This is a genomic window from Mesorhizobium sp. BR1-1-15, from assembly GCF_020165475.1.
GTDB lineage: Bacteria > Pseudomonadota > Alphaproteobacteria > Rhizobiales > Rhizobiaceae > Mesorhizobium.
On record NZ_JAIUIF010000006.1, the window covers coordinates 188,216 to 211,655 of the forward strand.

Consider the following 23,440-nt stretch of genomic DNA (forward strand, 5'->3'; position numbering starts at 1 on the left):
CGCAATAGCGCCCTTCCGGTCCACTGTCGATTGCTTTGTGGCTTGATTTTGGTAGTGAGAACGCCAGCCGAATGTCACCCGGAGAAGCAAACGATGACGCCAGGAATTCGCCCGCTCGTCGCAGGCAACTGGAAAATGAACGGTACCAGCGCCTCGCTCAATGAACTCAGGATGATCGGCAACGGTTTCATGAGCGGGCTCGACGCAGACACCGAGGCGCTGGTCTGCGTTCCCGCGACCTTGCTCGCCCATGCCGCCGAGATTCTGTCGCGTACGCCGGTTCATGCCGGCGGTGAGGATTGCCACGCCAAGGAGAGCGGCGCCTATACCGGGTGCATCTCCGCGGAGATGCTGAAGGATGCGGGCGCGACCCACGTCATCGTCGGCCATTCCGAATGCCGCGAACAGCGCGGCGAGGATGATGCCACAGTTCAGGCCAAGGCCTCCGCAGCCTGGCGCGCCGGGCTTGTGGCCATTGTCTGCATCGGCGAGACGCGGCAGGAGCGCGAAGCGGGCGCGACGCTGGACGTGCTGTCACGCCAGGTTGCCGGTTCGGTGCCGGCAAGCGCTACCGCGTCCAACACGATCGTTGCCTATGAGCCGGTGTGGGCGATCGGCACCGGCCTGACGCCGACCGTCGCCGATGTAGCCGAGGCGCATGCGCATATTCGCGAAAAACTGTCGGAGAAACTCGGCACCGCCGCGGGCAAGATGCGCATTCTCTATGGCGGTTCGGTCAAGCCGTCCAATGCAGTGGAACTGCTTGGGGTCAGGAATGTCGACGGCGCGCTGGTTGGCGGGGCCAGCCTGAAAGCGGCCGACTTCCTGGGCATCGCGGAAGCCTATCGCAGCATCTCCTGATGACTTCGCGCGGCGCCGAAGCGGGCGCGGCGCACGGGAAATCGTTGTAAAGGACGCCTTGCTTCCCATATTCCGGCCACGGGCTTGGAAATGCCGTGAAAGCATTGTATTGAGCCGCCTCCAATTCCCCGGTCGTGTTCGCGGCCGGGCAGGGCATTGCCAGGATAAACTATGCAAACCGTACTGATCGTCATCCATCTCATGGTCGTTCTGGCCCTTGTCGGCGTTGTGCTGCTGCAGCGCTCCGAAGGCGGCGGCCTTGGCATTGGTGGCGGATCCGGCTTCATGACGGCGCGCGGCGCCGCCAATGCGCTGACTCGGGCGACGGCGATTCTGGCGGCCGCTTTCTTCGTGACGTCGCTGACCTTGTCGATCATTGCCCGCTACGGCGAGAAGCCGATCGACATTCTCGACCGCGTTCCCGCAACATCGGACGGCGCCGGCAAGGGCGTACTCAACCAATTGCCTGGCACGACCACCCCGACGCCGCCTTCAGGCAACGCGGCGCCGACGCCGCCTTCCGGCAACGGAGCCGCGACAACGCCCCCGGCCAACGCTCCGGCCGCGCCGCCCGCCGCCGGCTCGACGTCGCCGGCGACCAACGGCGCCAGCACCGCGCCCGCGGCCCCGCAGGTGCCGAACCAGTAATCCGGGTTCGTTCAAGGGCTATCTGACAGGGAGCGCCGGCGTGCGAACGCCGGCATTCTGCGTCGTTACAACCGAACTGCGCTCGGTTCCGGCTCTCGCTGCCGGGCCCTCGGCCCGCTCTGATCTCTTACACTCAGCCGATCTGTTGTCGTTTGACCACAGTCGCGGCAAATGCGGCGGCATCACGAAGATTCGACGGGAAGTGCAGCGGCCTCGCGCTTGAGGCGCCCGCGCTTATTCGACTATAGATTGCGCGCGGCATTTTCGGTGTCCTTGGGGGACGCCGGGCGACGCCGTGGGCAACAAATATTGAACGATCGGATCTTCGCCATGCAGCTTCGCAGCTTCATCTTCCTGGGACTTTGCGCCGCACTCGGCATGAGCTCCCCGGCTTTCGCCGGCGTGCCAGCCAATTTGGCCGCCAATCAGTCGGTCGGCAAGACCGACGCCATCAACGTCGCAGCCAAGAGCGATGCGGCGCAGTTGAGGCTTCTCAAGAAGAAGAAAAATCCGACACCGGACGATCTCGCCCAGATCAAAAAGATCGAGGCCAAGATCGTTGCCGACAAGGAAGCCGCCAAGGCCAAGGCGCTGGAAGCCAGGAAGATGGCGATGCGCGAAGCGGCGAAAGCGAAGGCCGAGGCGGAACGGCAGGCGTTCCTGGCCAAGAGAGGCAAGACTGCCCCGGCGACCGAAGTGGCCGCGGCCAAGCCGGCCAAGAATGTCACGAAGATCATCGAGCCGTTGACGCCGATCGAGCCGATTCCTTCGGCCGAACCGGAATCGGCCGAGGTGATGAACGTTGCGCTGACCGGCAATAATGGCGAATTGCGCAGCGAGCTGCCTGGCCAGAAGCAGCGCACCGGCGGCGGCCTGTTCGCCGGACTGTTTGGCGGCCAGATGGCATCGTCCTCGATCAACTATCTGCCTGAGACCCGTGCGCTGGATTCGGCGCTCGCCAGGAAAAACGCCAAGAAGCCGTTCAAGGTAAAGCCGGAGTTCGTGCCACAGGACGTGGAATTCACCGGTTACGAGGCCGGCACGATCGTCATCGATACCAGTGCCCGCCGGCTCTATCTGGTGGAATCATCGTCCACCGCCCGCCGCTACGCCATCGCGGTCGGCCGCGAAGGATTGCAGTTCAAGGGCACCGTGGCGGTCGGCGACAAGCAGGAGTGGCCACGCTGGATCCCGACGCTGGACATGCAGAAGCGCGAGCCCAAGCATTATGCCCAGTACAAGGACGGCATGCCCGGCGGCGGCCAGAATCCGCTCGGCGCCCGCGCCATCTACCTCTATGACGGCAAGAAGGACACGCATTTGCGCATCCACGGCACCATCGCGCCGCAGTCGATCGGAACCAGCGCTTCCAATGGCTGTTTCCGCATGATGAACGAGCACGTCATGGACCTCTACAGCCGCGTCAAGGTCGGCACCAAGGTCGTCATCATCTGACGTTTGCAGCAGCTTGCCAAAAGGGCCGGTTCAGCCGGCCCTTTTGTTTTGCCTCGCTCTTGGTCGCGTTCCAGTGGAACGGGCCAGCCCGTTCGACATGGGCCTATCCGAAAACCGGATCCCATTTTCGGATCACGGTTCGAGCGCCTTCTTGGGAAAAAGCCTTAGCGGCGGTTTTTTCTCTGGCGGAATCAATCCGGCCGCGTTAAGCGATGACTCCCATGGCGCGATATGTATTCATCACAGGCGGCGTGGTTTCCTCACTTGGAAAAGGCATTGCCGCAGCGGCCCTAGGGGCTCTCTTGCAGGCGCGGGGCTATCGCGCACGCATCAAAAAACTCGATCCCTACCTCAATGTCGATCCGGGCACGATGTCGCCGTATCAGCATGGCGAGGTGTTCGTCACCGATGACGGCGCCGAGACCGATCTCGATCTTGGCCATTACGAGCGGTTCACTGGCCGTTCCGCCAACCAGCAGGACAACATCACCACCGGCCGCATCTACAAGAACATCATCGAGCGCGAGCGGCGCGGCGACTACCTCGGCGCCACCGTGCAGGTCATCCCGCACGTCACCGACGAGATCAAGAATTTCGTCCTCGACGGCAATGACGACTATGATTTCGTGCTGTGCGAAATCGGCGGCACCGTGGGCGACATCGAGGCGATGCCTTTCCTGGAGGCGATCCGCCAGCTCGGCAACGACCTGCCGCGCAACAACGCCGTCTATGTGCATCTGACGCTGATGCCCTATATCCCGACCGCGGGCGAATTGAAGACCAAGCCGACCCAGCATTCGGTCAAGGAGCTGCGCGGTATCGGCATCGCGCCCGACATCCTGCTCGTCCGCGCCGACCGGGCCATTCCCAAGGAAGAGCGTAGAAAACTGTCGCTGTTCTGCAATGTCAGGGAGAGCGCGGTCATCCAGGCGCTCGACGTGCCGCACATCTACGACGTGCCGATGGCTTACCACAAGGAAGGGCTCGATTCGGAAGTGCTGGCCGCGTTCGGCATCGACCCCGCGCCGAAGCCGCGCATGGAGCCGTGGCAGGCCGTGTCCAACCGCATCCACAATCCGGAAGGCGAGGTGACCATCGCCATCGTCGGCAAATATACCGGCCTCAAGGACGCCTACAAATCGCTGATCGAGGCGCTGTCGCATGGCGGTCTGGCCAACCACGTCAAGGTCAAGCTCGACTGGATCGAATCGGAAATCTTTGAGAAGGAGGATCCGACGCCCTGGCTGGAAAAGGTGCATGGCATCCTTGTGCCCGGCGGTTTCGGCGAGCGCGGCTCGGAAGGCAAGATCCTGGCGGCGAAGTTCGCGCGTGAGCGCAAGGTGCCGTATTTCGGCATCTGCTTCGGCATGCAGATGGCCTGTATCGAGGCGGCGCGGTCCCTGGCCGGAGTCGATGAGGCCTCCTCGACCGAGTTCGGCCCGACCCAGGAGCCGGTCGTCGGCCTGATGACGGAGTGGCTGAAGGGCAACATGCTGGAGAAGCGCCGGGCAACCGGCGATCTCGGCGGCACGATGCGGCTCGGCGCCTATCAGGCCGAGCTCGCCAAGGGTTCCAAGATCGCCGACATCTATGGTGACACGCAGATCTCCGAGCGTCACCGCCACCGCTACGAGGTCAATATCGACTATAAGCAGCGGCTGGAGGATTGCGGCCTGGTGTTTGCCGGCATGTCGCCCGACGGCGTGCTGCCCGAAACGGTCGAATACCCCGACCATCCCTGGTTCATCGGCGTGCAATACCACCCCGAGCTGAAGAGCCGGCCGCTCGACCCGCATCCGCTGTTCGCCAGCTTCATCGAGGCGGCGGTCGAACAATCGCGCCTGGTATAGGCGCGCCAGGCGGGGTTCGGCAACCGATGCAGACCTATGTCGCCCTTCTCTACAGCATCGTCCTGGGAGAAGGGCGCCGGGTCGTGATGTCCGACCTGAGGGCGATGGCGGAAGGCCTCGGGCTGAAGAATGTCCGTACGCTCGTGGCGACGGGCAATCTTGTCTTCGAGGCGCCGGCGACGGACGTCGCCGGTCTCGAGCAGCGTCTGGAAGCCGCCTTCAAAAAAGCTTTCGGCCGCCATGTCGATATCATCGTGCGCGCTGCCGAAGATTGGCTGAGGCTCGCGGCTGGCAATCCGTTTCCGGCTGAATCCGCCGAGACCGGTGACCAGGTGGCGGTCCGGATAATGCGCAAGCCCGTGCCCGATGATGCGGCGGCGGCGCTCGAGACCTATGCCGCCGCCGATGAGAAGGTGATGTCACGCGGCGGCGACATCTGGGTCGTCTTTTCGCGGGCACGACCGAGTTCACGGCTGCTCGCGGCCGCCAATCACAAACGCCTGGGCGTCGGTACGTCGCGCAACTGGAACACGGTGCGCCGATTGGCCGAGATGGTAGGAGTAGGCAGTAGGCAGTAGGGGGAAGCCGTCTGCTTTCCCTACCTTTCCTGCCTACTGCCCCATTTCAGGCCTTCGCCGTCTTGGCGCCGGCACCCACGGCCGCGGTGCGCAGCACGTAGTAGATGATGCCGGCAATCCCGACGCCGAAGAACCAGCCATAGACGCCCCACCAGGATGGCAGCCAGTTGGTGAAGTTCGGCAGGATCGAGGAGAAGACGGCGCCAATGCCGGCAGCGATGAAGGCATTGACATGCCAGCCGCCCTGGAAGCGGAACTCGCCGTCCTCGCGATAAAGCGCTTCGACGTCGACCTCGCCCTTCCGGATCAGGTAGTAGTCGACCATCATGACGCCGAAGATCGGCCCCATCGTCGCACCGATGATGTTGACGAAGGACGCAGCGCTGCCTTCCCAAGGCGCGAAGGGATAGAGCACGAGCGCGATCAGTGCCGCGATGTAGCCGCCCTTCTTGAAGTCGATCTGGCGCGGGAAGACGTTAGAGAAGTCGAAGGCCGGCGAGACGAAGTTGGCCACGACATTGATGCCGAGCGTCGCCACCGCGAAGGTCAAGGCGGCGAGCGCGGCCAGGAACCAGCTGCCGAATTTCGCCGATATCTGGTCGGGGTGCAGCAGCACCTCGTGATAGACGTCGTAAGCGGCAATGGTGGTGACGCCAGCGACCAGCGAGAACAGGATGAGATTGATCGGCAGGCCCCAGATATTGCCCTTGCGCAGCGATGCCTTGTCCGGTGCATAGCGGGCGAAATCGCAGAAGTTGAGATAGAGGGCCGAAAAATAGGTCACCCAGATCGCGGCGACGGCGAACAGCGACGTCCACGATCCCGGCGCACCTGGCACGCCCGCATCCTTGGTCTTTTCGAGCAGCACCTCCATCGGAATGTCACTGGTGAAGGCGAAGGTCCCGGCTTTGACACAGAGATAGACGGCCAGGATCAGCATCATCACCCACACGGCTGGCCCGGCCCAATCCTGGAAGCGGCGCACCGTCTCCATGCCGTTCTGGATAATCAGCAGCTGCAGCGCCCAGATGACCACGAAGCAGATCACTTCCAGCCCGGAGTGGCCGAGGAAATGGGTGTTGGCGTTGAAATCGGCGAACCATTGCGAGCGGATCAGCAGCGCGACAATGGCGCCGGAAGCGGCCGCCGTCTGTGCGCCGTACCAGAAGCAGGCGACGATGGCGCGCACCAGCGCCGGTATGTTGGCGCCCCATATGCCGAACGAGGCGCGGGCGAGCACTGGGTAAGGCACGCCGGTCTTCACGCCGGCATAGCCGACCATGTTCATCAGCGCGTAGATGACGAGCGAGCCGATGCCGATGGCGATGATGAAGTTGACGAAACCGCCGCAGAACAGGAAAAGGCTGGCGGCGAGATAATAACCCCAGAGGCTGTGCACGTCCGACGTCCAGACGTTGAAGATCGAGAATGGTCCCCAGTTTCGTATCTTGGCCGGTGCGAGATCTTCGTTATATAGATCCGGCGATGCGCCTTGTATCGTCATTGCAATTGTCCCCTTCTTGCAGCACGCGCCCTCACGCGTTGACCGTCAAGGTTACGCCTGACGCGAGGGAAGGGGCAATCGGCTGATTTGCCGGCTTTGGCCTTAAAGATATTCAATGGGGATCGCTCTTATCGCGCGGCACGATACTTGCCGCTCTGATCGGCGAGTCGGGTTCGTGGCGCTTTCAAGCGCCGGCGCGACGACATCGGAGCCGCGGCGGGCAAACCTGCCCTTTTTTTGCCAAGCGTACGTTTTTTATGGAACCAAGTGGATGATGGCGCGTTTGATGGGGTTCGGTCGAACACGTCGCGACCGAGCGGGAGGATATGATGGACTATTTGCATTTTTTTTCGCCCGTGCGGATTTCACGCGGGCAGGGACACCCTATCGAGGAAATCGACAGTGTTGCCGAGGCCATGATGTTTTTGCGTAAATGGCCGACCGGGCGACGTGGCCCTGTCTATCAATGCGCGCTGAACTGCTGCGCGGCCGCCCTGTCGGGGCAGATGTCGGCTGAAGAAGCCAGGAAGGCGTTCACCGGCTTCGCCCGGATCACGCGGCTTCTGGATGACGACATGGCCTTGTCGGTGGGCAGCGAGCCAGCTGGGCGCGTGTACGCGCTGCGGCGGTAACGTTCTGAACCGGCTGTAGTCGAAAATCGGCGCCGACCCCCGGCGCCGATCGACTGTTTGTCCGTTTGCCATGGCGTCGGCGAACGCCTAATGCGGCGCGGCCCAGGATGGCCACCATCTGCTTGTGGTCGGCAACTTCGGAAAGCAGCCAATCCTGGAAAGGCGGTCCCCCGTCTTGTTCGCCGCAGTTGAAAGACTATCGACCAGGTCGCAAAACGGCGTGCCGCTCTCCTGCGGTGTAGCAAGGGGGTGCAAGCTTCCGATTTCTTGGAGCGATTTCGCCCAGCACTCGAAAAAAACGAGAAGACAGCACTTCAGGCCATAGGATTTGGCAGGCGCAGAAGGACCGCCTTCAGACTTACTGCTCGAGCGAGGGGCTTGCCTACTTCGCATATGTCGCCGATATGAGGATTGGTGGCCATACCGCCCGCATCAACCAACCAATTGACGCAAAAAATGTCGAGATACCAAGAGCATAAGGTGGCAATCGCCCCGATGATGGATTGGACGGACCGCCATTGCCGGTTCTTCCATCGCCAGCTGACTCGCCGTGCGTTGCTCTACACCGAGATGGTGGTGGCGGACGCGGTCATCCAGGGCGCGCGCGAGCGCCTGCTTGGTTTTGATGAGGCGGAACATCCGGTCGCGCTGCAGCTCGGCGGCTCCGATCCGGGGAAGCTGGCCGAGGCGGCGCGCATCGGCCAGGCTTTCGGCTATGAGGAAATCAACCTCAATGTCGGCTGCCCGTCGGACCGCGTCCAGTCCGGTACGTTCGGCGCCTGCCTGATGAAGGTGCCTGACCTCGTCGCCGACTGTGTCGCGGCGATGAAGGCGGCCGTGACCATTCCCGTAACCGTCAAATGCCGCATCGGCGTCGACGAGCAGGATCCCGAGCCGGCGCTGGATGCGCTTGCAGACGGCGTTTTCGCGGCCGGCGCCGACGCCCTTTGGGTGCATGCGCGCAAGGCATGGCTGGAGGGGCTGAGCCCCAAGGAAAACCGCGACATCCCGCCGCTCGACTACGGTCGCGTCTATCGGCTGAAGACGAGAAAAACGAGCGAATTCATCGGCATCAATGGCGGTATTCAATCGCTTGAAGAGGCGCAGACGCATCTCCAGCACCTCGACGGCGCCATGCTCGGCCGCGCCGCCTACCATACTCCAGGCATTCTGACCGGCGTCGATTCCATGTTTTATGGAGAGCGGACCGTTCCCTTCGATTTCGCCGCGCTGATCGACGTCATGGCCGGCTACGCCGCACGCCATGTCGAACAGGGCGGGCGGCTCGGTCATGTCACCCGCCACATGGTCGGGCTATTCCATGGATTGCCCGGTGCGCGCCGCTACCGCCAGATCCTCTCCACGGATGCAACGCGCCCCGGCGCTGGGCCGCAGGTGCTGAAGACGGCGTTCGCTGCGGTCGACCTCAGCGGGGCGGTCGACAAGGCCGCCTGAACCGCTTTCGCCGAACGTCAATCCCGGAGGGTCATCCGGTCGCCGCGCACGTCGAAGCCGGACAGCGAACTGATGAAGTTCATGCCGAGCAGGCTCTGGCCAAGCATACCGGGTGCCGCGACCATCACCGGCATATTCTTTCGCACGATGCCGCCGATGGCCAGTTCGTTGGTTTTCACAGCCGCGGCGCGCGCCGTGCCGTTGGCGGTCGAGACCGGTATGGTGAAATCGAGAGCGGCGGGATTGATCCCGGCTGCCTGGGCGTCCTGCGACGTCAACACGGTGCTGGTCGCTCCTGTGTCGACCACCGTGCGCACTGGCGCGCCGTTGATCAGGATGCGCGCCTCGAAATGGCCATTGTCGGCCTTGTCGAGCGTCACGGTGGCATGGCCGTCCTCGATGCCCAGCGCCAGCGGGCTGCCGGGAACAAGGCCAGCGGTTACCCGGTTGGCGAAATCCTGCAATTCGTAGCGATATTGATAGCCGGCGATCAGCGCGAGCGCGATCGCCGCCCACGCGCCGAGATTGCGCGCCATGGCGCTGAGCGGGCGGCCCGACCTTAGAAGGCCGGCGCCGATGAGCGCGCCGAAGGCGCCCAGCCAGATCAACCGGCCGAAATCATCGTTCTCGACGCCGAGCGTATTGCCGGCGGAATCGTTGAACATCAGCAGCACCGCGCCGACGCCGATGACGAGCATCAGGATCCAGAACAGGCGGTTCATGTCGGCAATCCGTTCACGAGAGCGCGTCGCGTTCCCGTGCCATACGGGTGCGGCGGGTTTCGCGGCGCGGCCGGCGCTCGACCGTCTCCAGCCTTGCAGGCAGTTGGGCCATGACGTTACGGCGCGCCTGCGCCGTCATGTCGATCCAGGCGCCGATCTCGTCCCGGGTGCGGCCGCACCCGAAACAGAAACCGGTCTTCATATCGATCGAACAGACCAGAATGCATGGGGATTCGATGGCCGTCATGAATGTTTCCTTGGCTGACTTCCACATGGTGCAACGGCATGGCCTTTGCAAGCCCTCGGGAATGCGTCGCTCGCGGCCGCTTTTACATCAGGCGCGGGAGGTTGTGCCGGCGCACGAGGGCGGCTATGCCGCTGCCATCTGCAAGGACGATTTCCACGACATGACCAGAGCACAGCCCTTCGACGATTTCCGTAACCTGCTGGCCAACCTGCCGGCGGCCGACACGACAGCCGAGGCCCGTGTGCGAACGCTGTTCGCCAAGGCGGACAAGCCAAGGAACTCGCTTGGTCGCATCGAGGATATCGCTGCCTGGCTGGCAGCATGGAGCGGCCGTGCGCCGCCGGCAGTGACGCGGCCTCTGGTCGCGGTCTTTGCCGGCAACCATGGTGTTGTCAGGCACGGCGTCTCGCCGAGAGTCGTGGCGGCGACCGCCAACGCCGTCGAACTGTGTGCGGCCGGCGGTGCAGCGATCAACCAGGTCTGCGTCGCCAACGACCTCGGGCTGAAGGTTTTCGATCTCGCCTTGCATATTCCGACAGCCGACATCACGCAGGATGCCGCACTCGACGAGCGGGGTTGCGCCGCGACCATGGCCTTCGGCATGGAGGCGATCGCCGGCGGCGCCGACCTGCTTTGCCTCGGCGATCTGGGCGTCGGCAATTCCACCGTCGCCGCGGCCCTGTTCGCGGCCGTGTTGGGCGGCAAGGGCACCGATTGGGTCGGCCCGGGCTCCGGCGCCGATGCGGCGATGCAGGCGCGCAAGGCGGAGGTGGTCGATGCGGCGCTGGCTTTCCACGCCGGCCATCTCGATGAACCGTTGGAGGTGCTGCGCCGGCTCGGTGGCCGTGAGTTCGCGGCGATAGCCGGCGCCATCCTTGCGGCACGGATGCAGAGAATCCCCGTGCTGCTCGACGGAGTTGCGGCAACGGCCGCGGCGGCGGTGCTGCATGCCGCAAATCCTGCGACACTGGATCATTGCCTGCTCGCCGGCCTGTCGCCGGAGCCCGCGCATGCGCAGGCCGCCGAGCGCCTTGGCCTTCGCCCCTTGCTTGACCTCGGCGTCGGCCACGGCGAGGGAGTAGGCGCGGCACTTGCCGCCGGCCTAATCAAGGCAGCGGCACTGACCAGTTCGGGCATGGCCGCGGCCGTTCGCGGCTAGGCCGAGCATTCGTCGCTCATTCCACGCATGAGGCGCGTCAACGCCGACGCGCCGCGACCGCCGCGGTCGGCAGGGCCGGGAGTTCCTCCATTACCCGGCTCAGCGGGAAGATGGCAATCGCCTCTGTGCCTTCGCGCAGCTTGGAATGAAGTTGGAATTCGCCGCCATGCATGGCGAGCAGGCCCTGCACGATCGGCAGACCAAGTCCGGTGCCCTGTTCGGCGCTCTTGATGGCGATCGAACCCTGGCCGAAGGCCGAAAGCACTACCGGGATCTCGTCTTCCGGTATGCCGGGGCCGTTGTCCCTGACCGAGATGTATTGTCCGCCGCCGGCCGTCCAGCCGACGCGCACGCGGATTTCGCCGCCGGTAGCGGTGAACTTGATCGCGTTGGACAAGAGGTTGAGGGTGATCTGGCGCACCGCGCGCTCGTCGGCGAACAGGCGCGGCAAGGCATGTTCGAAATCCTGAATGACGCGGATATCCTTGTTGCGCGCCTTCAACTCCATCATGTGGCAGCAATCCTCGACAATGCCGAGCAGCATCACCGGCTCTTCATTGAGCTGGTACCGGCCGGCCTCGATGCGCGACAGGTCGAGGATCTCGTTGATGAGGTCGAGAAGATGCTGGCCGGATTCGTGCACGTCATGGGCATAGTCGCGATAAGTGGGATTGCTCATCGGCCCCAGCACTTCGTTCGACATCACTTCGGAAAAACCGAGAATTGCGTTGAGCGGCGTGCGCAATTCATGGCTCATCGAGGCAAGAAAGCGCGATTTGGCCAGATTGGCATCTTCCGCGCGCCGCCGCGCCTCGTCCGACATCGATTTCGCGGTCTCGACTTCGGCGATCAGTGCGTCCTTTTCGGAGCGGAACGACAAAAGCATCAGGGAGGAGCGGTTGAGGTTCCGCGCGATATAGGCAAAGAAAGGCAGCGAAAGAACGAGCAGTACGGCCATGATCGCCCCGACCGGCATCCACAGCCTTATTTCGGCGTAGGCGTAAAGCGTCACCGGAACAGCGAAAGTCGCCAGCAACGCCCCGCGCAGGGATGAGGCCATGATAGCGGTTCCGGCCATGGCAAGCAGCAGCACCACGGCCTTGACCACCTGAAACTGGTCGACCGCGCAGGCACCGCAGCCGAGCCAGACGAACCAGCCCCAGCCGAGGCCGCACAGGAAATGTGCGAACAGGAATTCTCTCTGGGTTTGCAACGGGTTAAGATCGGACGCTTCCACGCGTTCGACGCGGCGCGCCATGAAAGCCAACATCGTGTAGCAGGTCAGGGTGAACAGCGCCCAGAGAATGATCTCATTGCCGATGCCGGCCAGCCGGCCAAGCGCGGCGATCGCCAGGACGAGCAGCGGAATGGCAATGGCCCCGCTGGTCATCGCGCGCGCATGGAGTCTCAGCAGTTCGCGATCGAAATCCGGATTGCCGGCCTGTTGCGAAAGACGGTCGCGCGTCTTGCGCACCGCGCGCGCGACATCGCTGTTGCGATGGCGTTTCCTGCGGTCCACAATGAATTTGTCCGCTGTGTTCGAGCGTTGCAAAGGCATGAAGACTTCAATTATGCGGGCGGCATTTCAAGGTGTTAAGCTACGTTCGAATGATTAACCAACCGTTTGCCATATGAGCCGTTCCTGGTCGCAAGGACCGCGCCGGCGGTACGCTGCGCCGCGCCCGCGAACCCCATGGCGCAAATTGCTGGACTATGGGCTGACGGTCATCGTTCTGGGGCTGCTGATCGTGCTTGCGGCGCGCCTCGATCGCGTGGAGACGCGAAAGACACAGGGCGTCGCCATCATCAATGATGGCGACTCGATCACGCTCGGGGCCGAACGCATCCGCATGCGCGGCATCGACGCGCCGGAATACACCCAGACCTGCCGCAAGAACGGCGCCGATTATTCCTGTGGCACGCTTGCGCGCCAATCTCTGGTGCGCCTGATCGCCGGCAGGCCCGTCATCTGCAGCGGCTGGCAGCGCGATCGTTACGGCCGGCTGCTCGGCGATTGCAAGGCGGGCGATACCGATCTCAACCGCGCACAGGTCGAGGCAGGCTGGGCGGTCGCTTTCGGCGATTACGAGAGCGAGGAAGCCATCGCGCGCGCGGCAAGGGCCGGCATCTGGGCAGGTACATTCGACCAGCCGCAAGATTGGCGCGACAGCCACCATGGCGAGTCCGTCGAGAGAAAACATGGCACGCTCGCCTCCATCGCCGATGCCGTGCGAGAGATTTTCCGCTTCTGGTAAGCCGGCGGAAGCTGAACCCTGCCGTCACCGGCAAGAACTGGAGGATCGAATGAAGCTCTTCGACGGCGGCCGGGCGCCCAACCCAAGGCGGGTTCGCGTTTTTCTGACCGAGAAGGGAATCGCGGTTCCGCTGGTGTCCGTCGACATGGGCGCGCTGGAACACAGGCAACAGGCGGTCAGCTCGCGCAATCCACTGCGGCGACTGCCGGTGCTGGAGCTTGACGACGGCACCGTCATCACCGAGTCCGTCGCCATCTGCCGCTATTTCGAGGAACTCAATCCCGAGCCCGCACTGTTCGGTCGCGGGGCGCTCGGCAAGGCGCAGGTCGAGATGTGGCAAAGGCGGATGGAATTCAACCTGCTGACCTGCGTCGCGCAAGCTTTCCGCCACACCCATCCGGCCATGAAGGAATGGGAGATCCCGCAGATTCCCGAGTGGGGCGAGGCCAACAAGCCGAAGGCAATCGAATTCCTGCGACTTCTCGACGGCGAGCTGGGAACCCGCGAATTCGCCGCCGGCGACGCCTATTCGATCGCCGATATCACCGGGATGATCGCCATCGATTTCATGAAACCGGCGCGCATCAAGGTGCCGGACGAGTGCAGCAATGTGTTGCGCTGGTATCGGATGGTTTCGAGCCGGCCGAGTGCCGCGGCCTGAGGATGACTGCGGAACTCGAAAGCTTCGCCGCGACGGTTCGCTCCTGCCGCATCTGCGTCGACAATCCGATCGGCCGGCCACTGCCGCACGAACCGCGCCCGGTGCTGCGACCCTCGTCGAATGCCCGCATCCTGATTGCCAGCCAGGCACCGGGAACCAAGGTGCATCTGTCGGGCATGCCGTTCACCGATGCTTCGGGCGACCGGCTCAGAGACTGGCTCGGTGTCACCAGTGAGGAGTTCTACGACACCGAGAAGTTTGCCATCGTGCCGATGGGCTTCTGTTTCCCCGGCCAGGACGCCAAGGGCAGCGACTTGCCGCCAAGGCGGGAATGCGCGCCGGCCTGGCGCGCGCCGTTGATGGGGCTCATGCCGCAGATCGACCTGGTGCTGACGATCGGAATCTACGCGCAGTCCTGGCACATGGGTGCCGCGCGGCGCCCGTCCCTGACGGAAACGGTGAGGGACTGGCGCTCCATCTGGGAGAAATCCGCTGGCCAGAAGGTGCTGCCGCTGCCGCATCCGTCCTGGCGCAACACCGGCTGGCTGAAGCGGAATCCCTGGTTTGAAATGGATTTGCTGCCTTTCCTCAGGTCGGAAATCCGCTATCGCCTCGGTTAGACATTCAGCAAGAAACCACCGGCTTTTCCGCCAATCAGCAGAATTTTTTTCTTGTGAAAGGCTACAATAACGCCGATTATGGCCAATCCATTCCTTCAGGAGCTTTCAATGGACCGCCTTGACCGAAAAATTCTCCGCCTCCTGCAGGAGGACGCGACGCTCGCGGTCGCAGATGTCGCCAAGAAAGTGGGACTGTCGACGACCCCTTGCTGGCGGCGCATCCAGAAGCTCGAGGAAGAGGGCGTCATCAAGCGGCGTGTCGCCATTCTCGATCATGAAAAGGTCAATGTGCGGGTCACCGTCTTCGTCTCGATCCGCACCAATTCGCACAGCCATGAATGGCTGCGGCGTTTTTCCGAAGTCATCCAGGAATTCCCCGAGGTGGTCGAGTTCTACCGCATGAGCGGCGATGTCGACTACCTCCTGCGTGTCGTGGTGCCCGACATTGCAGCCTATGATGCCTTCTATAAGCGGCTGATCGCCAAGATCGAGATTCGCGACGTCTCGTCCTCCTTCGCCATGGAGCAGATCAAGTACACGACCGAAATCCCGCTCGATTACATGGTGCTGGACAAGGAATCGGGCGCGAACGCGGCCTGAGCGCGCGTGGCCTTGGTGCATGCAAGGTCACGCAAGCTCGCCTTGCTTAGTTCTTCTTTTTGTTGAGGAAAGTCCAAGGCGAGTTGACCGGTAGGGTTATTGTGTCCGGCACGGTGTCGACGCCGGTCACGTCTGCCTTGCGCACGGTATAGCCCGACTGGATGACCGAGACGCCGTCCAGGATGAAAAGCTGGCTCTTCTCCATGCCTGGTTTCAGCGCGCCGGTTACGGAAACCGGCTGGTAGGCCCGCGATATTTTGTAGGGCTGAGCCGGGGTGACCAGGACGATCTGGTTGGGTGGTGGTGTCGGCATGTGGCTGCAGGCGCCGGTCCACGGCACCAGTAGGAATTGATAGACAAGATCGCCTTCGCGATCGACCGGCAACGCATAGCCGGCTATTTGTATGGTCTTGTCCTGCAGGCCGAGGGATAACGTCTCGCCGCGATCGGGCAATTTTGCCGCGATCATCGGCAGGCCAGCTTCTTCGGCAACCGCCTGGGTCGCCGGGCGCAAATCCTTCCAGAATATGTGTGTGGTCTCGGCCGAAGCGAGGGCGGCTGTAAAAGCCGACATCGCGCCCGCGAACGCTGCCATGGCTATCAGACGTTTGGTCATCGGACGTTTTCCTTTGCGTTCGAGTAAAGACACCGCCACCGGCGACGTCAACGCTCGAGCCGCATTACATGCCGGCGAGAACCGGTCATGCCGGCGTCGTGAAAGCCGCGCGCCGCAAACATGTCGCGAAACCCCATGAAACGGTAGCTCGGCGATGCCTCGCCCACCGGATAGGCCTCAATGATATGCGCCCCCTTGGCGAACGCGTGGTCAATGGCCGCATCGAGCAATGCGGAAACAAAACCGCGGCCGCGCAAAGCCCTTGGCACATAAAAGCAGACGATTGACCATACCCCCGTCTCCCTGTCGTCCTGCCGCTTTGAAAGCCTTCGGTAGGTTTCGCGCGGCGCGACCGAACACCAGGCAACGGTCTTGCCGTCGATCTGGGCGAGGATGCCGACCGGCCTGCCGGCATCGATAAGTGCCATCATCTGGCGCTTTTTCTCATCATTCGGGATGTGCTCGCGGACGGACTGCCGCCACGCCATGCACCAGCAATATTTTGGCGCACCCGGCTGCTCGAACAATATCTCAAAGTTGCCGCGTGTTGCCGGCGTCACCTCCGTGAACCGGATATCGGCAAGATCAGCTTTTTCTGGCGGTGAGCCGTTCCAGCGTTGTGGCATCCGTTAACTCCTTCACGGCGTCCCGGCCGATCCAGCGCGCCGTCTTGTCGGATGATCCGGCCAACTTTTGCGCAAGCGCAAGGGCAGAGGCATGCAGCGCGGCCGAGCGTTTGCCGATCTGCCGCAGCGCCCAGCTGACCGCCTTCCTGACGAAATTGCGCGGATCGCCGGCATGCGCCTCGATCAACGGCAGATAGGCGAGAAACGTCGCGTCCGGCTCCTGCTTCAGATGCACCGCGCTCCAGGCCACCATGGCAAAGCCGGCGCGGCGCACGAACTCGCGTTCGTCGGCAGCAAACTCCTCGATCAACTCACGCCGGAACGGCGTTTCGGCAAAGAGATCCGAAACGCTGTCTACGATCTCCCAGGAATCGAGATCGCCGGCCCAGCGGCGGCACTGCTCGGCCGTGATCTTTTTCGGCTCCCCGGTGAACGCCGCCATCAGCCGCGCCTCGCGAACACCGCTGTCCCACAGGGCAAGCGCCCGCTCGTGATTGCGCTTCAGCTTGCGCGCCAGCGGCCGCAAATCCGAATTGGCTACACCAAGAGCCGTCGCGGTGTTTATGCCGAACCGAGCCATGCCGGCGCGGTTTTCCTGCGTGCCGATCGAGCGCAGGTGAGCGACGATCTCGTCCGCGCTCCAGCTCGGGCCGGGCAGGGACATCTGCGTTCTACTTTTCCAGCCTCGCCAGCAGTGAGGATGTGTCCCAGCGCCTGCCGCCCATCGCCTGGACGTCCTTATAGAACTGGTCGACGAGCGCCGTCACGGGCAGTCTGGCCCCGTTGCGGTCGGCTTCATCAAGGCAGATGCCGAGATCCTTGCGCATCCAGTCGACCGCGAAGCCGAAGTCGTATTTGCCTGCATTCATCGTCTTGTGCCGGTTCTCCATCTGCCACGAGCCCGCTGCGCCCTTGGAGATCACATCGATGACCTTCTCGATGTCGAGCCCGGCCTTCCTGCCGAAATGGATGCCTTCGGACAGTCCCTGCACCAGCCCGGCGATGCAGATTTGGTTGATCATCTTGGTGAGCTGGCCGGCGCCTGCCGGTCCCATAAGCCCGACCATCCGGGCATAGGCGTCGATGACGGGCCTGGCTTTGTCGAAGGCTGCCTGGTCGCCGCCGACCATGACGGTCAGAATGCCGTTTTCGGCGCCGGCCTGGCCGCCGGAGACCGGCGCGTCGAGGAACGAGAAGCCGCGCTCCTGTGCGGTCTCGGCCAATTCGCGCGCGACCTCGGCCGATGCCGTGGTGTTGTCGATGTAGACGGCGCCCTTTTTCATGGCCTGAAAGGCACCGTCCTTTGCCGTCGTCACCGAACGTAGATCGTTATCATTGCCCACGCACGAGAAAACAAAGTCCTTGCCTTCGGCAGCCTGCGCCGGCGTCAGGGCGAGAGCGCCGCCATGCTGGGCGACCCATTGCTCGGCCTTTGCCCCGGTGCGGTTGTAGACGGTGACGTCGTGGCCGCCCTTGTTCTTCAGATGCGCGGCCATGGGATAGCCCATGACGCCAAGACCGAGAAATGCCACCGATGCCATGGCTTGTTCCTTCCGACGGGAGCAAAGATTGCAGTTGCGGAAGGTCTAGGCCATGCGGCGGATTCGTCAAGGCGCGCGCCGAGCCATCGACTGGCACAGATCAGGTAAGCTTACCGTTTCAGGTGAATGGTAATCCGGCGCTCGATCCATTCGACGCCGTGGCGCAGGATCTCGACCATCACCAGATAAACGATCGCCACCCAGACATAGGCCTGGAAGTCGAAGGACTTGGCGTAGGCGAGTTTCGCATTGCCCATCAGGTCGTAGACGGTGATGATGGCAACGATCGCGGAGGCCTTGATCATCAGAACGAGTTCATTGCCGTAGGGTCGCAAGGCCACGATGATCGCCTGGGGCAGAATGACCTTGCGCAGCGTCTGCAGCTTGTGCAGGCCGAGCGAAGCGGCGCCTTCCCACTGGCCCCTTGGAACGCTCTCTATGGCGCCGCGCAGGATTTCGGCCTGATAGGCGGCCGTGTTGAGCGCAAAGGCGAACACGCCGCAGTTGAAGGCGTCGCGGAAGAACCACCATAGCCCGACCGATTCGAGCTGCACGCGGAAAGAACCGACCCCGTAATAGACCAGATAGACCTGAACCAGCAGCGGCGTGCCGCGGAAGAAATAGACGTAGCAATAGGCGGGCCACGACAGCAACCGGTTGTTCGACATGCGGCCATAGGTGACGGGCAGCGACAGGATGGCGCCGGCCACCATCGACACCGCCACCAGCGACAGGGTGGTTCCAAGTCCCTGCAGATAGGCCGGCGCATATCGTGCGAAGAACTCGCCGTTCCACGCGGAGACCAGATAGGCCAGTATACCGAAGCCGAAGAGGATCCAGAGGCCGACGAGTGCGTATCCCACGATACGGGCACGCGGCCAGCCGCGCGCCGGCGGCGGCGGCCGTTCGACGGCAATGGTGTCGGTGACGCTCATCGCGCTTCCCTCTGTCCGAGCGACCGCAAGATGAAGCCGGTGGCGATCGAAGACAGGATTGCCAGGATGAGAAAGACCAGCGCCGCGACGCTGTAGAACAGGAACGAATGTTTGGTGACGCGCGCCGCGACGCCCGCATTGCGCAAGGTCTCGGCGAGGTTGACGACCGAGACCAGGGCTGTGTCCTTGAGCAGGCTGAGCCAGCAATTCTCGAGACCGGGGAAGGCGATGCGCAGCAATTGAGGCAGGATCACCTTGCGCATGGTCAGCCACTTCGACAGACCGATCGCATAGCCGCCCTCATATTGGCCCTTCGGAATGGCGCGAAAGGCCGAAAGGAATACCTCGCTGGCATAGGAAGAGAAGATCAGCGAGAGCACGATCATGCCGGCGATGAAGCTGTCGACATCGATCGTCGCCTCGGGCCTGAAGAAGCGGATGATGTATTGCAGCAGGATGGGCATGCCGAAGAAGAACAGGAAGAGCGTCACCAGCTCCGGAAGGCCGCGAAACATGGTGGTGTAAATGTTCGCGGCCAGCCGCAGCGAAGGCTCTTCGGATTGCTTTGCCCAGGCAATGAAAAAGCCGATCGTCAGGCCGATCGGAAGCGTGGCGAGCGCCAGCGCGATGGTGACCACCGCGCCATAGGCGATATCGTCAAGCCAGCCATTGGGTCCCCAACTGAGAAGTGTCCATATGCTTTGGGCTGGCATCGAGTGGTGTTATCTCCAGAGCTCCCAGATCGGGTAAGGCGGCAGGGAGACCCTGCCGCCCTTGGAGGTGATTATCAGGACTCGGCGCCGTAGACGTCGAACTTGAAGTACTTGTCGTTGATTTCCTTGTATTTTCCGTTGGCCCTGATGGCGTCGATGGCGGAATTCAGCTTGTTGACCAGATCGGTCTCGCCCTTGCGCACCGCAATGCCCGCGCCAGGTCCGAAAATCTCGACCGGCTGCGGCGAGGGCTGGCCGAGGATCTTGCAGCAGGCACCGTCAGGCGAATCCAGCCACTGCTGCAGCACCACGATATCATCCTCGATGGCGTCGAGGCGGCCGTTGGCCAGATCCGCCTGTTCCTCGGGGCTGCTCGGATAACCCTTGATCGTGCTGTCGGTGTAGGTCTTCGAGGCATAGTTGAAATGGGTCGTCGTGGTGGCCACGCCGATACTCTTGCCGGCGAGGTCCTCCTTGGTCACGCCCTTCAGCGTCGAATCCTTCGGCACGGCGAGCGCCGAGGGCGTGTTGTAGTATTTGTGAGTGAAGTCGACCTTCTCGGCACGCTCCGGCGTGATCGACATTGATGCCACGATGGCGTCGAACTTGCCCGCCTGCAGCGCCGGGATGATGCCGTCCCAATCCTGGGCAACGAAGGTGCACTTGACCTTCATCTCATCGCAGAGCGCCTGGGCGATGTCGATGTCGAAACCGACGAGCTTGCCATCGGAAGTCAGGTTGTTGAAGGGCGGGTAGGCGCCCTCGGTGCCGATCCTCAGGGTCTTTTCCTGGGCCTGGGCTACGCCGAGCGTCAGCAGCGCGGCCGAAGCGGCGAGCGCGATACGCAGTGCAATACGCATAATGATCCTCTCTTTATGGTCCCGGCCGTCGTTCCGAAACGGCTCTGTGGGGGCGGTGCTTTTGACCGCCCGCTGGCCCGATACTCCCACTCTTTCCAAGAAAAAAGCAACTGCAAAACCACGAAAATCGGCAATGTCCTTCTGCCGTTACGTTACTTCTCAAGCAACGAGGCCGGTCGCGCGCTCGACGAAGTCGGCTATCGATTTCACGTCGTCGAGGTCGAACACCGGCAGGCTTTTGTCCTCGATGACGAAGTCGGCCGCAATGGCAACGATCCCGGGGTCACCCGCCGAAAGCGGCGTCCGGTCCTTCGCCTCCAGGCGCCGGGTTTCGATCTTGCGGTGGGCTTCGCGCTTGTAGCCTTCGACCAGCACGATGTCGGACGGCGCAAGCCGCGACAGGATCGCTTCCAGCGCCGGCTCATCCTCGCCGCGCAATTCGTGCATCAGCGCCCAGCGATTGGCGGAGACGATGGCGACTTCCATGGCTCCTGCCTGCCGGTGGCGAAAGCTGTCCGCGCCCGGCTTGTCGATGTCGAAATCATGATGGGCGTGCTTTACGGTCGAAACCGTCCAGCCGCGCCCAACGAGTTCCGCGACCAGTTTCTCAGTCAGGGTCGTCTTGCCGGAGTTCTTCCAGCCGGTGATGCCGAAGAGGCGCTTGTTCATCTCAGATGCTCTGCAGCAACCGCGCCGCCTTGGCAAGATCGTCGGGCATGTTGATGTTGATCGGCCGCCGTGGCCAGCCGCTTTCGAGCCGCAGCAAGGTCTTGTCGCCGCCGCCCCTGCGTCTGGATTGAACGCCGGCCAGCATCAATCCCGCAATATCCATCACCATCATCGAGCCCGTGCGCCGTCGCGAAAATCACGGGATTCTCCCCGAGCCTCTTATATGCCGTCCGGGGCCATGGCAGGACCAGTGCTTTCCGCGACGATCCTGCGCCGGCCGACGACCCGCTCACGATAAAGCGCGTAAAGGCCGGAGCCCACGATTGTGCTGGCGCCGATGATCATCGTCATGTCGGGGACATCGCCGAAGACCAGCAGGCCGAGCACAATGGACCAGAGCAGCGCCGTATAGCGGAACGGCGCTATGAAGGAAATCTCGCCCGAGCGCATCGCCATGATGATGAATTGGTAGCCGATGAGCACCAGCACCGCTGCGAGCGCCAGCAGCGCAGTGGCTTTTCCCGTCATCGGTGTCCAGCCGCCCATCGGCGACAGCAGCAGCGCGCCGACCACCGTCATGGCCAATGCCGTTGCGGTGGAGACCAGCAGCGTGGGGATAGCCTGCGGAATCCGCTTGGTGGCGAGGTCGCGCACTGCGCAGCAGGCGACGCTGGCCAGCGCCACGAGCGAAAACATGCTGAACCCCTCGAAGCCCGGGCGCACCACGACCAGCACGCCGGCAAATCCAACGGCGATCGCCAGCCAGCGGCGCCAGCCGACCGCCTCGCCGAAGACAAGGGCCGCGCCCATTGTCACGGCCAGCGGCAGTGCCTGCAGGACGGCCGAGACGCTGGCGATCGGCAAATGGGCAAGCGCGACCAGGAAGGTCACCGTCGCGCCGGCCTCGGCAAGGACGCGCAGCGCCACCAGCGGCTGCAGCATCGAGCGCGGCCGGACCAGCGCGCCGCGCTGCCAGGCAAGCAGGCCGACGAAGAGCGAGGCAAATGCGCCTCTGATCAGCATGACCTGCGCCATGTTCATCGACTGCGACGAATATTTGGTGATCGCGTCATTGAGGGTGAAGCCGGCCATCGCCACCACCATGAACAACGCACCGCGAAGATTGGGAGAAAGGGGCAAGATCTCTACCGGTTCTGCTTTGAAAAAAGCCTGTAGCAGCCGGGACCGAAACAGCAACGACAAAGGGCTGGGCCACGGCCTTGATCGCGGCCCAGAATTTCAACCGCGGATGACCGGCCTTACTTCTTCGGCGTCAGCACCTCGGTGCCGCTGCCGTCTTTGCCGGCGATCGTCCACAGGCCGTGCAGCGAGCCGTCGTCATCCATCTTGTAGACGACAAGGCCGATCTCCTTGCCCAGGACATAGCCGGCCGAGAAGGCGTTGTCGTTGCGCATGCAGATGCCGTCCGAGGACGAGCCGCCGGTTTCCCAATGGATCGTGCAGGTCGTGCCGCTTGTCAGCGTGATGGTTGCTTCGCCGCCATAGGCCGAACCATCGAAATTGGTGCCGGCGACATCGTAAGTGCCGCCGATGGATTGCGCCGCCGCCGGCATGGCGGCGAGGCCGAGCAAGGCAACAGAAAAGATGAATTTGCGCATAATGTTTTCCCCCAACGGAGCGAAAGCCGCTACCGGATGGAAGGCTAGGCGCGAAAACGGCTGGGGTAAATCAGGCGGCATCCGCCGGTGGGGATTTATTGCGGCATGGCCGCAATAGTCACGGTTCCTCAAGACTGGCGGCGATGGCGCCGACCAGCGGGTCGTATTTCGACTTCACGGCCGGCGGATATTCGATCCAGACGGTGCGGATGACGCCGTTCTTGCCGAACAGGCGGCGCTCATAAAAGATGTTCCCGGCCTTCAGTCCCGAAAGCACGGCCCAGTTCTTTCCCGTCCTGCTGTAGGTAACCTTGTAACCCGCCTCCATGCTGGCTTTCTCGGCCTCGACGAAGCGCTTCGGCGTGTCGTCGTCGATATTCAGGATGCCGGAACAGATCAGGCTGGCGCCGTCGGGCGCGAGCCATTGCTGGCCGTCGCCATTGTCCGGTTCGGGCTGGCGGTCGGTGAAAACATCATCGGGAAAGGTGCAGACCGTGCCGAATCGCTCGTTGGTGTAGGTGAAAGGAGCGGCAGCCGACGGGATTGCCGCGATCGCCGCAACGAATGCCAATACCGAGCGCGCGCACTTCATTCCATTCCTCCAGCAGTCAGCC

Annotated in this window: 27 protein-coding genes and 1 pseudogene; 12 read left to right on the top strand and 16 right to left on the bottom strand. The window is 62.9% G+C overall.

The window, feature by feature from the left end; translation table 11 throughout:
- Nucleotides 1-93 precede the first annotated feature (93 nt).
- The 5 genes from tpiA (at nt 94) to LB541_RS13535 (ending at nt 5,392) form a co-directional block, all read left to right on the top strand.
- Nucleotides 94-861, top strand: coding sequence for a triose-phosphate isomerase (tpiA, locus tag LB541_RS13515; RefSeq protein ID WP_140560956.1), 768 nt, complete (start codon nt 94-96; stop codon nt 859-861).
- Nucleotides 862-1,032: 171 nt separating this feature from the next.
- Nucleotides 1,033-1,509 carry a preprotein translocase subunit SecG gene (gene secG / locus LB541_RS13520; protein ID WP_140525224.1) on the top strand — a complete coding sequence of 159 codons (477 nt, stop codon included), beginning with the start codon at nt 1,033-1,035 and terminating at the stop codon, nt 1,507-1,509.
- A gap of 330 nt (nt 1,510-1,839) precedes the next feature.
- Entirely contained in the window at nt 1,840-2,964 is a 1,125-nt protein-coding gene (locus tag LB541_RS13525) for a L,D-transpeptidase (RefSeq protein ID WP_140560957.1), read from the top strand.
- A 212-nt stretch (nt 2,965-3,176) separates the two neighbouring features.
- Complete coding sequence (locus LB541_RS13530) at nt 3,177-4,814, top strand: CTP synthase (protein ID WP_140525222.1); 1,638 nt, start codon at nt 3,177-3,179, stop codon at nt 4,812-4,814.
- A 26-nt stretch (nt 4,815-4,840) separates the two neighbouring features.
- The gene (locus LB541_RS13535; RefSeq protein WP_140557176.1) at nt 4,841-5,392 is read left to right on the top strand and encodes a DUF1697 domain-containing protein; all 552 of its coding nucleotides are present in this window, start codon (nt 4,841-4,843) and stop codon (nt 5,390-5,392) included.
- 46 nt (nt 5,393-5,438) lie between these two features.
- Here the strand turns inward: LB541_RS13535 and LB541_RS13540 are convergent, their stop codons facing one another.
- Nucleotides 5,439-6,896, bottom strand: a complete 1,458-nt coding sequence (locus LB541_RS13540) for an NCS1 family nucleobase:cation symporter-1 (protein WP_140560958.1) — start codon at nt 6,894-6,896, stop codon at nt 5,439-5,441.
- Between the two features lie 329 nt (nt 6,897-7,225).
- On the opposite strand from LB541_RS13540, the gene LB541_RS13545 reads away from it, so the two are divergent.
- Both LB541_RS13545 and dusA read left to right on the top strand, forming a co-directional pair.
- Nucleotides 7,226-7,528, top strand: coding sequence for a DUF982 domain-containing protein (locus LB541_RS13545; protein WP_140498645.1), 303 nt, complete (start codon nt 7,226-7,228; stop codon nt 7,526-7,528).
- A 456-nt stretch (nt 7,529-7,984) separates the two neighbouring features.
- Nucleotides 7,985-8,983, top strand: a complete 999-nt coding sequence (dusA, locus tag LB541_RS13550; protein ID WP_140498644.1) for a tRNA dihydrouridine(20/20a) synthase DusA — start codon at nt 7,985-7,987, stop codon at nt 8,981-8,983.
- Between the two features lie 17 nt (nt 8,984-9,000).
- Here dusA and LB541_RS13555 read toward each other — a convergent pair whose 3' ends face one another.
- A complete protein-coding gene (locus tag LB541_RS13555; protein WP_140498643.1) occupies nt 9,001-9,705 on the bottom strand; it encodes a TIGR02281 family clan AA aspartic protease in 705 nt (234 codons plus the stop codon).
- A 13-nt stretch (nt 9,706-9,718) separates the two neighbouring features.
- Nucleotides 9,719-9,952, bottom strand: coding sequence for a DUF1289 domain-containing protein (locus tag LB541_RS13560; RefSeq protein ID WP_140498642.1), 234 nt, complete (start codon nt 9,950-9,952; stop codon nt 9,719-9,721).
- Nucleotides 9,953-10,112: 160 nt separating this feature from the next.
- On the opposite strand from LB541_RS13560, the gene LB541_RS13565 reads away from it, so the two are divergent.
- On the top strand, nt 10,113-11,111 hold the full coding sequence (locus LB541_RS13565; protein WP_140498984.1) for a nicotinate-nucleotide--dimethylbenzimidazole phosphoribosyltransferase: 999 nt from the start codon (nt 10,113-10,115) through the stop codon (nt 11,109-11,111).
- Between the two features lie 37 nt (nt 11,112-11,148).
- Here the strand turns inward: LB541_RS13565 and LB541_RS13570 are convergent, their stop codons facing one another.
- Nucleotides 11,149-12,669 (bottom strand): sensor histidine kinase, encoded by a 1,521-nt coding sequence (locus LB541_RS13570; protein ID WP_140498641.1) that lies wholly within the window; start codon nt 12,667-12,669, stop codon nt 11,149-11,151.
- Between the two features lie 73 nt (nt 12,670-12,742).
- Here LB541_RS13570 and LB541_RS13575 point away from each other — a divergent pair, with 73 nt between their 5' ends.
- From LB541_RS13575 to LB541_RS13590, 4 genes are all read left to right on the top strand, one after another.
- A complete protein-coding gene (locus LB541_RS13575) occupies nt 12,743-13,366 on the top strand; it encodes a thermonuclease family protein (RefSeq protein ID WP_140498640.1) in 624 nt (207 codons plus the stop codon).
- Nucleotides 13,367-13,415: 49 nt separating this feature from the next.
- Nucleotides 13,416-14,027, top strand: coding sequence for a glutathione S-transferase (locus LB541_RS13580; RefSeq protein WP_224618632.1), 612 nt, complete (start codon nt 13,416-13,418; stop codon nt 14,025-14,027).
- Nucleotides 13,967-14,647 carry a uracil-DNA glycosylase family protein gene (locus LB541_RS13585; RefSeq protein WP_140561231.1) on the top strand — a complete coding sequence of 227 codons (681 nt, stop codon included), beginning with the start codon at nt 13,967-13,969 and terminating at the stop codon, nt 14,645-14,647. The genes LB541_RS13580 and LB541_RS13585 overlap by 61 nt, the downstream gene beginning before the upstream one ends.
- A gap of 108 nt (nt 14,648-14,755) precedes the next feature.
- Entirely contained in the window at nt 14,756-15,247 is a 492-nt protein-coding gene (locus tag LB541_RS13590) for an Lrp/AsnC family transcriptional regulator (RefSeq protein ID WP_006205209.1), read from the top strand.
- A gap of 46 nt (nt 15,248-15,293) precedes the next feature.
- On the opposite strand, the gene LB541_RS13595 is transcribed toward LB541_RS13590, so the two are convergent.
- From LB541_RS13595 to LB541_RS13650, 12 genes and pseudogenes are all read right to left on the bottom strand, one after another.
- Nucleotides 15,294-15,863 (bottom strand): DUF3299 domain-containing protein, encoded by a 570-nt coding sequence (locus LB541_RS13595; RefSeq protein WP_140498637.1) that lies wholly within the window; start codon nt 15,861-15,863, stop codon nt 15,294-15,296.
- Nucleotides 15,864-15,910: 47 nt separating this feature from the next.
- Entirely contained in the window at nt 15,911-16,390 is a 480-nt protein-coding gene (locus LB541_RS13600; protein ID WP_224618634.1) for a GNAT family N-acetyltransferase, read from the bottom strand.
- A 58-nt stretch (nt 16,391-16,448) separates the two neighbouring features.
- Entirely contained in the window at nt 16,449-17,153 is a 705-nt protein-coding gene (locus LB541_RS13605; protein ID WP_140729148.1) for a DNA alkylation repair protein, read from the bottom strand.
- Nucleotides 17,154-17,160: 7 nt separating this feature from the next.
- Nucleotides 17,161-18,030 carry an NAD(P)-dependent oxidoreductase gene (locus LB541_RS13610; RefSeq protein WP_140729147.1) on the bottom strand — a complete coding sequence of 290 codons (870 nt, stop codon included), beginning with the start codon at nt 18,028-18,030 and terminating at the stop codon, nt 17,161-17,163.
- A gap of 110 nt (nt 18,031-18,140) precedes the next feature.
- On the bottom strand, nt 18,141-18,965 hold the full coding sequence (locus LB541_RS13615; RefSeq protein ID WP_140584428.1) for an ABC transporter permease: 825 nt from the start codon (nt 18,963-18,965) through the stop codon (nt 18,141-18,143).
- The gene (locus LB541_RS13620) at nt 18,962-19,678 is read right to left on the bottom strand and encodes an ABC transporter permease (protein ID WP_140525212.1); all 717 of its coding nucleotides are present in this window, start codon (nt 19,676-19,678) and stop codon (nt 18,962-18,964) included. Before LB541_RS13620 ends, LB541_RS13615 begins: the two co-directional genes overlap by 4 nt.
- A gap of 74 nt (nt 19,679-19,752) precedes the next feature.
- Nucleotides 19,753-20,538: an ABC transporter substrate-binding protein gene (locus LB541_RS13625; RefSeq protein ID WP_140498631.1), complete on the bottom strand. Its 786-nt coding sequence runs from the start codon at nt 20,536-20,538 to the stop codon at nt 19,753-19,755.
- Between the two features lie 159 nt (nt 20,539-20,697).
- Nucleotides 20,698-21,207, bottom strand: coding sequence for a molybdopterin-guanine dinucleotide biosynthesis protein B (gene mobB, locus LB541_RS13630; RefSeq protein WP_140498630.1), 510 nt, complete (start codon nt 21,205-21,207; stop codon nt 20,698-20,700).
- A gap of 76 nt (nt 21,208-21,283) precedes the next feature.
- Nucleotides 21,284-21,376: pseudogene (locus LB541_RS28615) on the bottom strand (molybdenum cofactor guanylyltransferase MobA); the annotation flags it as partial.
- 50 nt (nt 21,377-21,426) lie between these two features.
- On the bottom strand, nt 21,427-22,347 hold the full coding sequence (locus tag LB541_RS13640; RefSeq protein ID WP_140557186.1) for a DMT family transporter: 921 nt from the start codon (nt 22,345-22,347) through the stop codon (nt 21,427-21,429).
- Nucleotides 22,348-22,466: 119 nt separating this feature from the next.
- Nucleotides 22,467-22,826, bottom strand: a complete 360-nt coding sequence (locus LB541_RS13645; protein ID WP_140498628.1) for a hypothetical protein — start codon at nt 22,824-22,826, stop codon at nt 22,467-22,469.
- Nucleotides 22,827-22,944: 118 nt separating this feature from the next.
- The gene (locus LB541_RS13650; protein ID WP_140525209.1) at nt 22,945-23,418 is read right to left on the bottom strand and encodes a hypothetical protein; all 474 of its coding nucleotides are present in this window, start codon (nt 23,416-23,418) and stop codon (nt 22,945-22,947) included.
- Nucleotides 23,419-23,440: the final 22 nt, after the last annotated feature.

Excerpts from the sequence above, each read along its gene's own strand:
- LB541_RS13560 (WP_140498642.1), bottom strand. The coding sequence starts at position 9,952 with ATGACGGCCATCGAATCCCCATGCATTCTGGTCTGTTCGATCGATATG.
- LB541_RS13615 (WP_140584428.1), bottom strand. The coding sequence starts at position 18,965 with ATGAGCGTCACCGACACCATTGCCGTCGAACGGCCGCCGCCGCCGGCG.
- LB541_RS13625 (WP_140498631.1), bottom strand. The coding sequence starts at position 20,538 with ATGCGTATTGCACTGCGTATCGCGCTCGCCGCTTCGGCCGCGCTGCTG.
- LB541_RS13645 (WP_140498628.1), bottom strand. The coding sequence starts at position 22,826 with ATGCGCAAATTCATCTTTTCTGTTGCCTTGCTCGGCCTCGCCGCCATG.
- LB541_RS13590 (WP_006205209.1), top strand. The coding sequence starts at position 14,756 with ATGGACCGCCTTGACCGAAAAATTCTCCGCCTCCTGCAGGAGGACGCG.
- LB541_RS13595 (WP_140498637.1), bottom strand. The coding sequence starts at position 15,863 with ATGACCAAACGTCTGATAGCCATGGCAGCGTTCGCGGGCGCGATGTCG.
- LB541_RS13535 (WP_140557176.1), top strand. The coding sequence starts at position 4,841 with ATGCAGACCTATGTCGCCCTTCTCTACAGCATCGTCCTGGGAGAAGGG.
- LB541_RS13530 (WP_140525222.1), top strand. The coding sequence starts at position 3,177 with ATGACTCCCATGGCGCGATATGTATTCATCACAGGCGGCGTGGTTTCC.
- LB541_RS13610 (WP_140729147.1), bottom strand. The coding sequence starts at position 18,030 with ATGGCATCGGTGGCATTTCTCGGTCTTGGCGTCATGGGCTATCCCATG.
- LB541_RS13575 (WP_140498640.1), top strand. The coding sequence starts at position 12,743 with ATGAGCCGTTCCTGGTCGCAAGGACCGCGCCGGCGGTACGCTGCGCCG.
- LB541_RS13540 (WP_140560958.1), bottom strand. The coding sequence starts at position 6,896 with ATGACGATACAAGGCGCATCGCCGGATCTATATAACGAAGATCTCGCA.
- LB541_RS13570 (WP_140498641.1), bottom strand. The coding sequence starts at position 12,669 with ATGCCTTTGCAACGCTCGAACACAGCGGACAAATTCATTGTGGACCGC.
- tpiA (WP_140560956.1), top strand. The coding sequence starts at position 94 with ATGACGCCAGGAATTCGCCCGCTCGTCGCAGGCAACTGGAAAATGAAC.
- dusA (WP_140498644.1), top strand. The coding sequence starts at position 7,985 with ATGTCGAGATACCAAGAGCATAAGGTGGCAATCGCCCCGATGATGGAT.
- LB541_RS13555 (WP_140498643.1), bottom strand. The coding sequence starts at position 9,705 with ATGAACCGCCTGTTCTGGATCCTGATGCTCGTCATCGGCGTCGGCGCG.
- LB541_RS13580 (WP_224618632.1), top strand. The coding sequence starts at position 13,416 with ATGAAGCTCTTCGACGGCGGCCGGGCGCCCAACCCAAGGCGGGTTCGC.
- LB541_RS13620 (WP_140525212.1), bottom strand. The coding sequence starts at position 19,678 with ATGCCAGCCCAAAGCATATGGACACTTCTCAGTTGGGGACCCAATGGC.
- LB541_RS13565 (WP_140498984.1), top strand. The coding sequence starts at position 10,113 with ATGACCAGAGCACAGCCCTTCGACGATTTCCGTAACCTGCTGGCCAAC.
- LB541_RS13650 (WP_140525209.1), bottom strand. The coding sequence starts at position 23,418 with ATGAAGTGCGCGCGCTCGGTATTGGCATTCGTTGCGGCGATCGCGGCA.
- LB541_RS13525 (WP_140560957.1), top strand. The coding sequence starts at position 1,840 with ATGCAGCTTCGCAGCTTCATCTTCCTGGGACTTTGCGCCGCACTCGGC.
- LB541_RS13605 (WP_140729148.1), bottom strand. The coding sequence starts at position 17,153 with ATGTCCCTGCCCGGCCCGAGCTGGAGCGCGGACGAGATCGTCGCTCAC.
- mobB (WP_140498630.1), bottom strand. The coding sequence starts at position 21,207 with ATGAACAAGCGCCTCTTCGGCATCACCGGCTGGAAGAACTCCGGCAAG.
- secG (WP_140525224.1), top strand. The coding sequence starts at position 1,033 with ATGCAAACCGTACTGATCGTCATCCATCTCATGGTCGTTCTGGCCCTT.
- LB541_RS13545 (WP_140498645.1), top strand. The coding sequence starts at position 7,226 with ATGGACTATTTGCATTTTTTTTCGCCCGTGCGGATTTCACGCGGGCAG.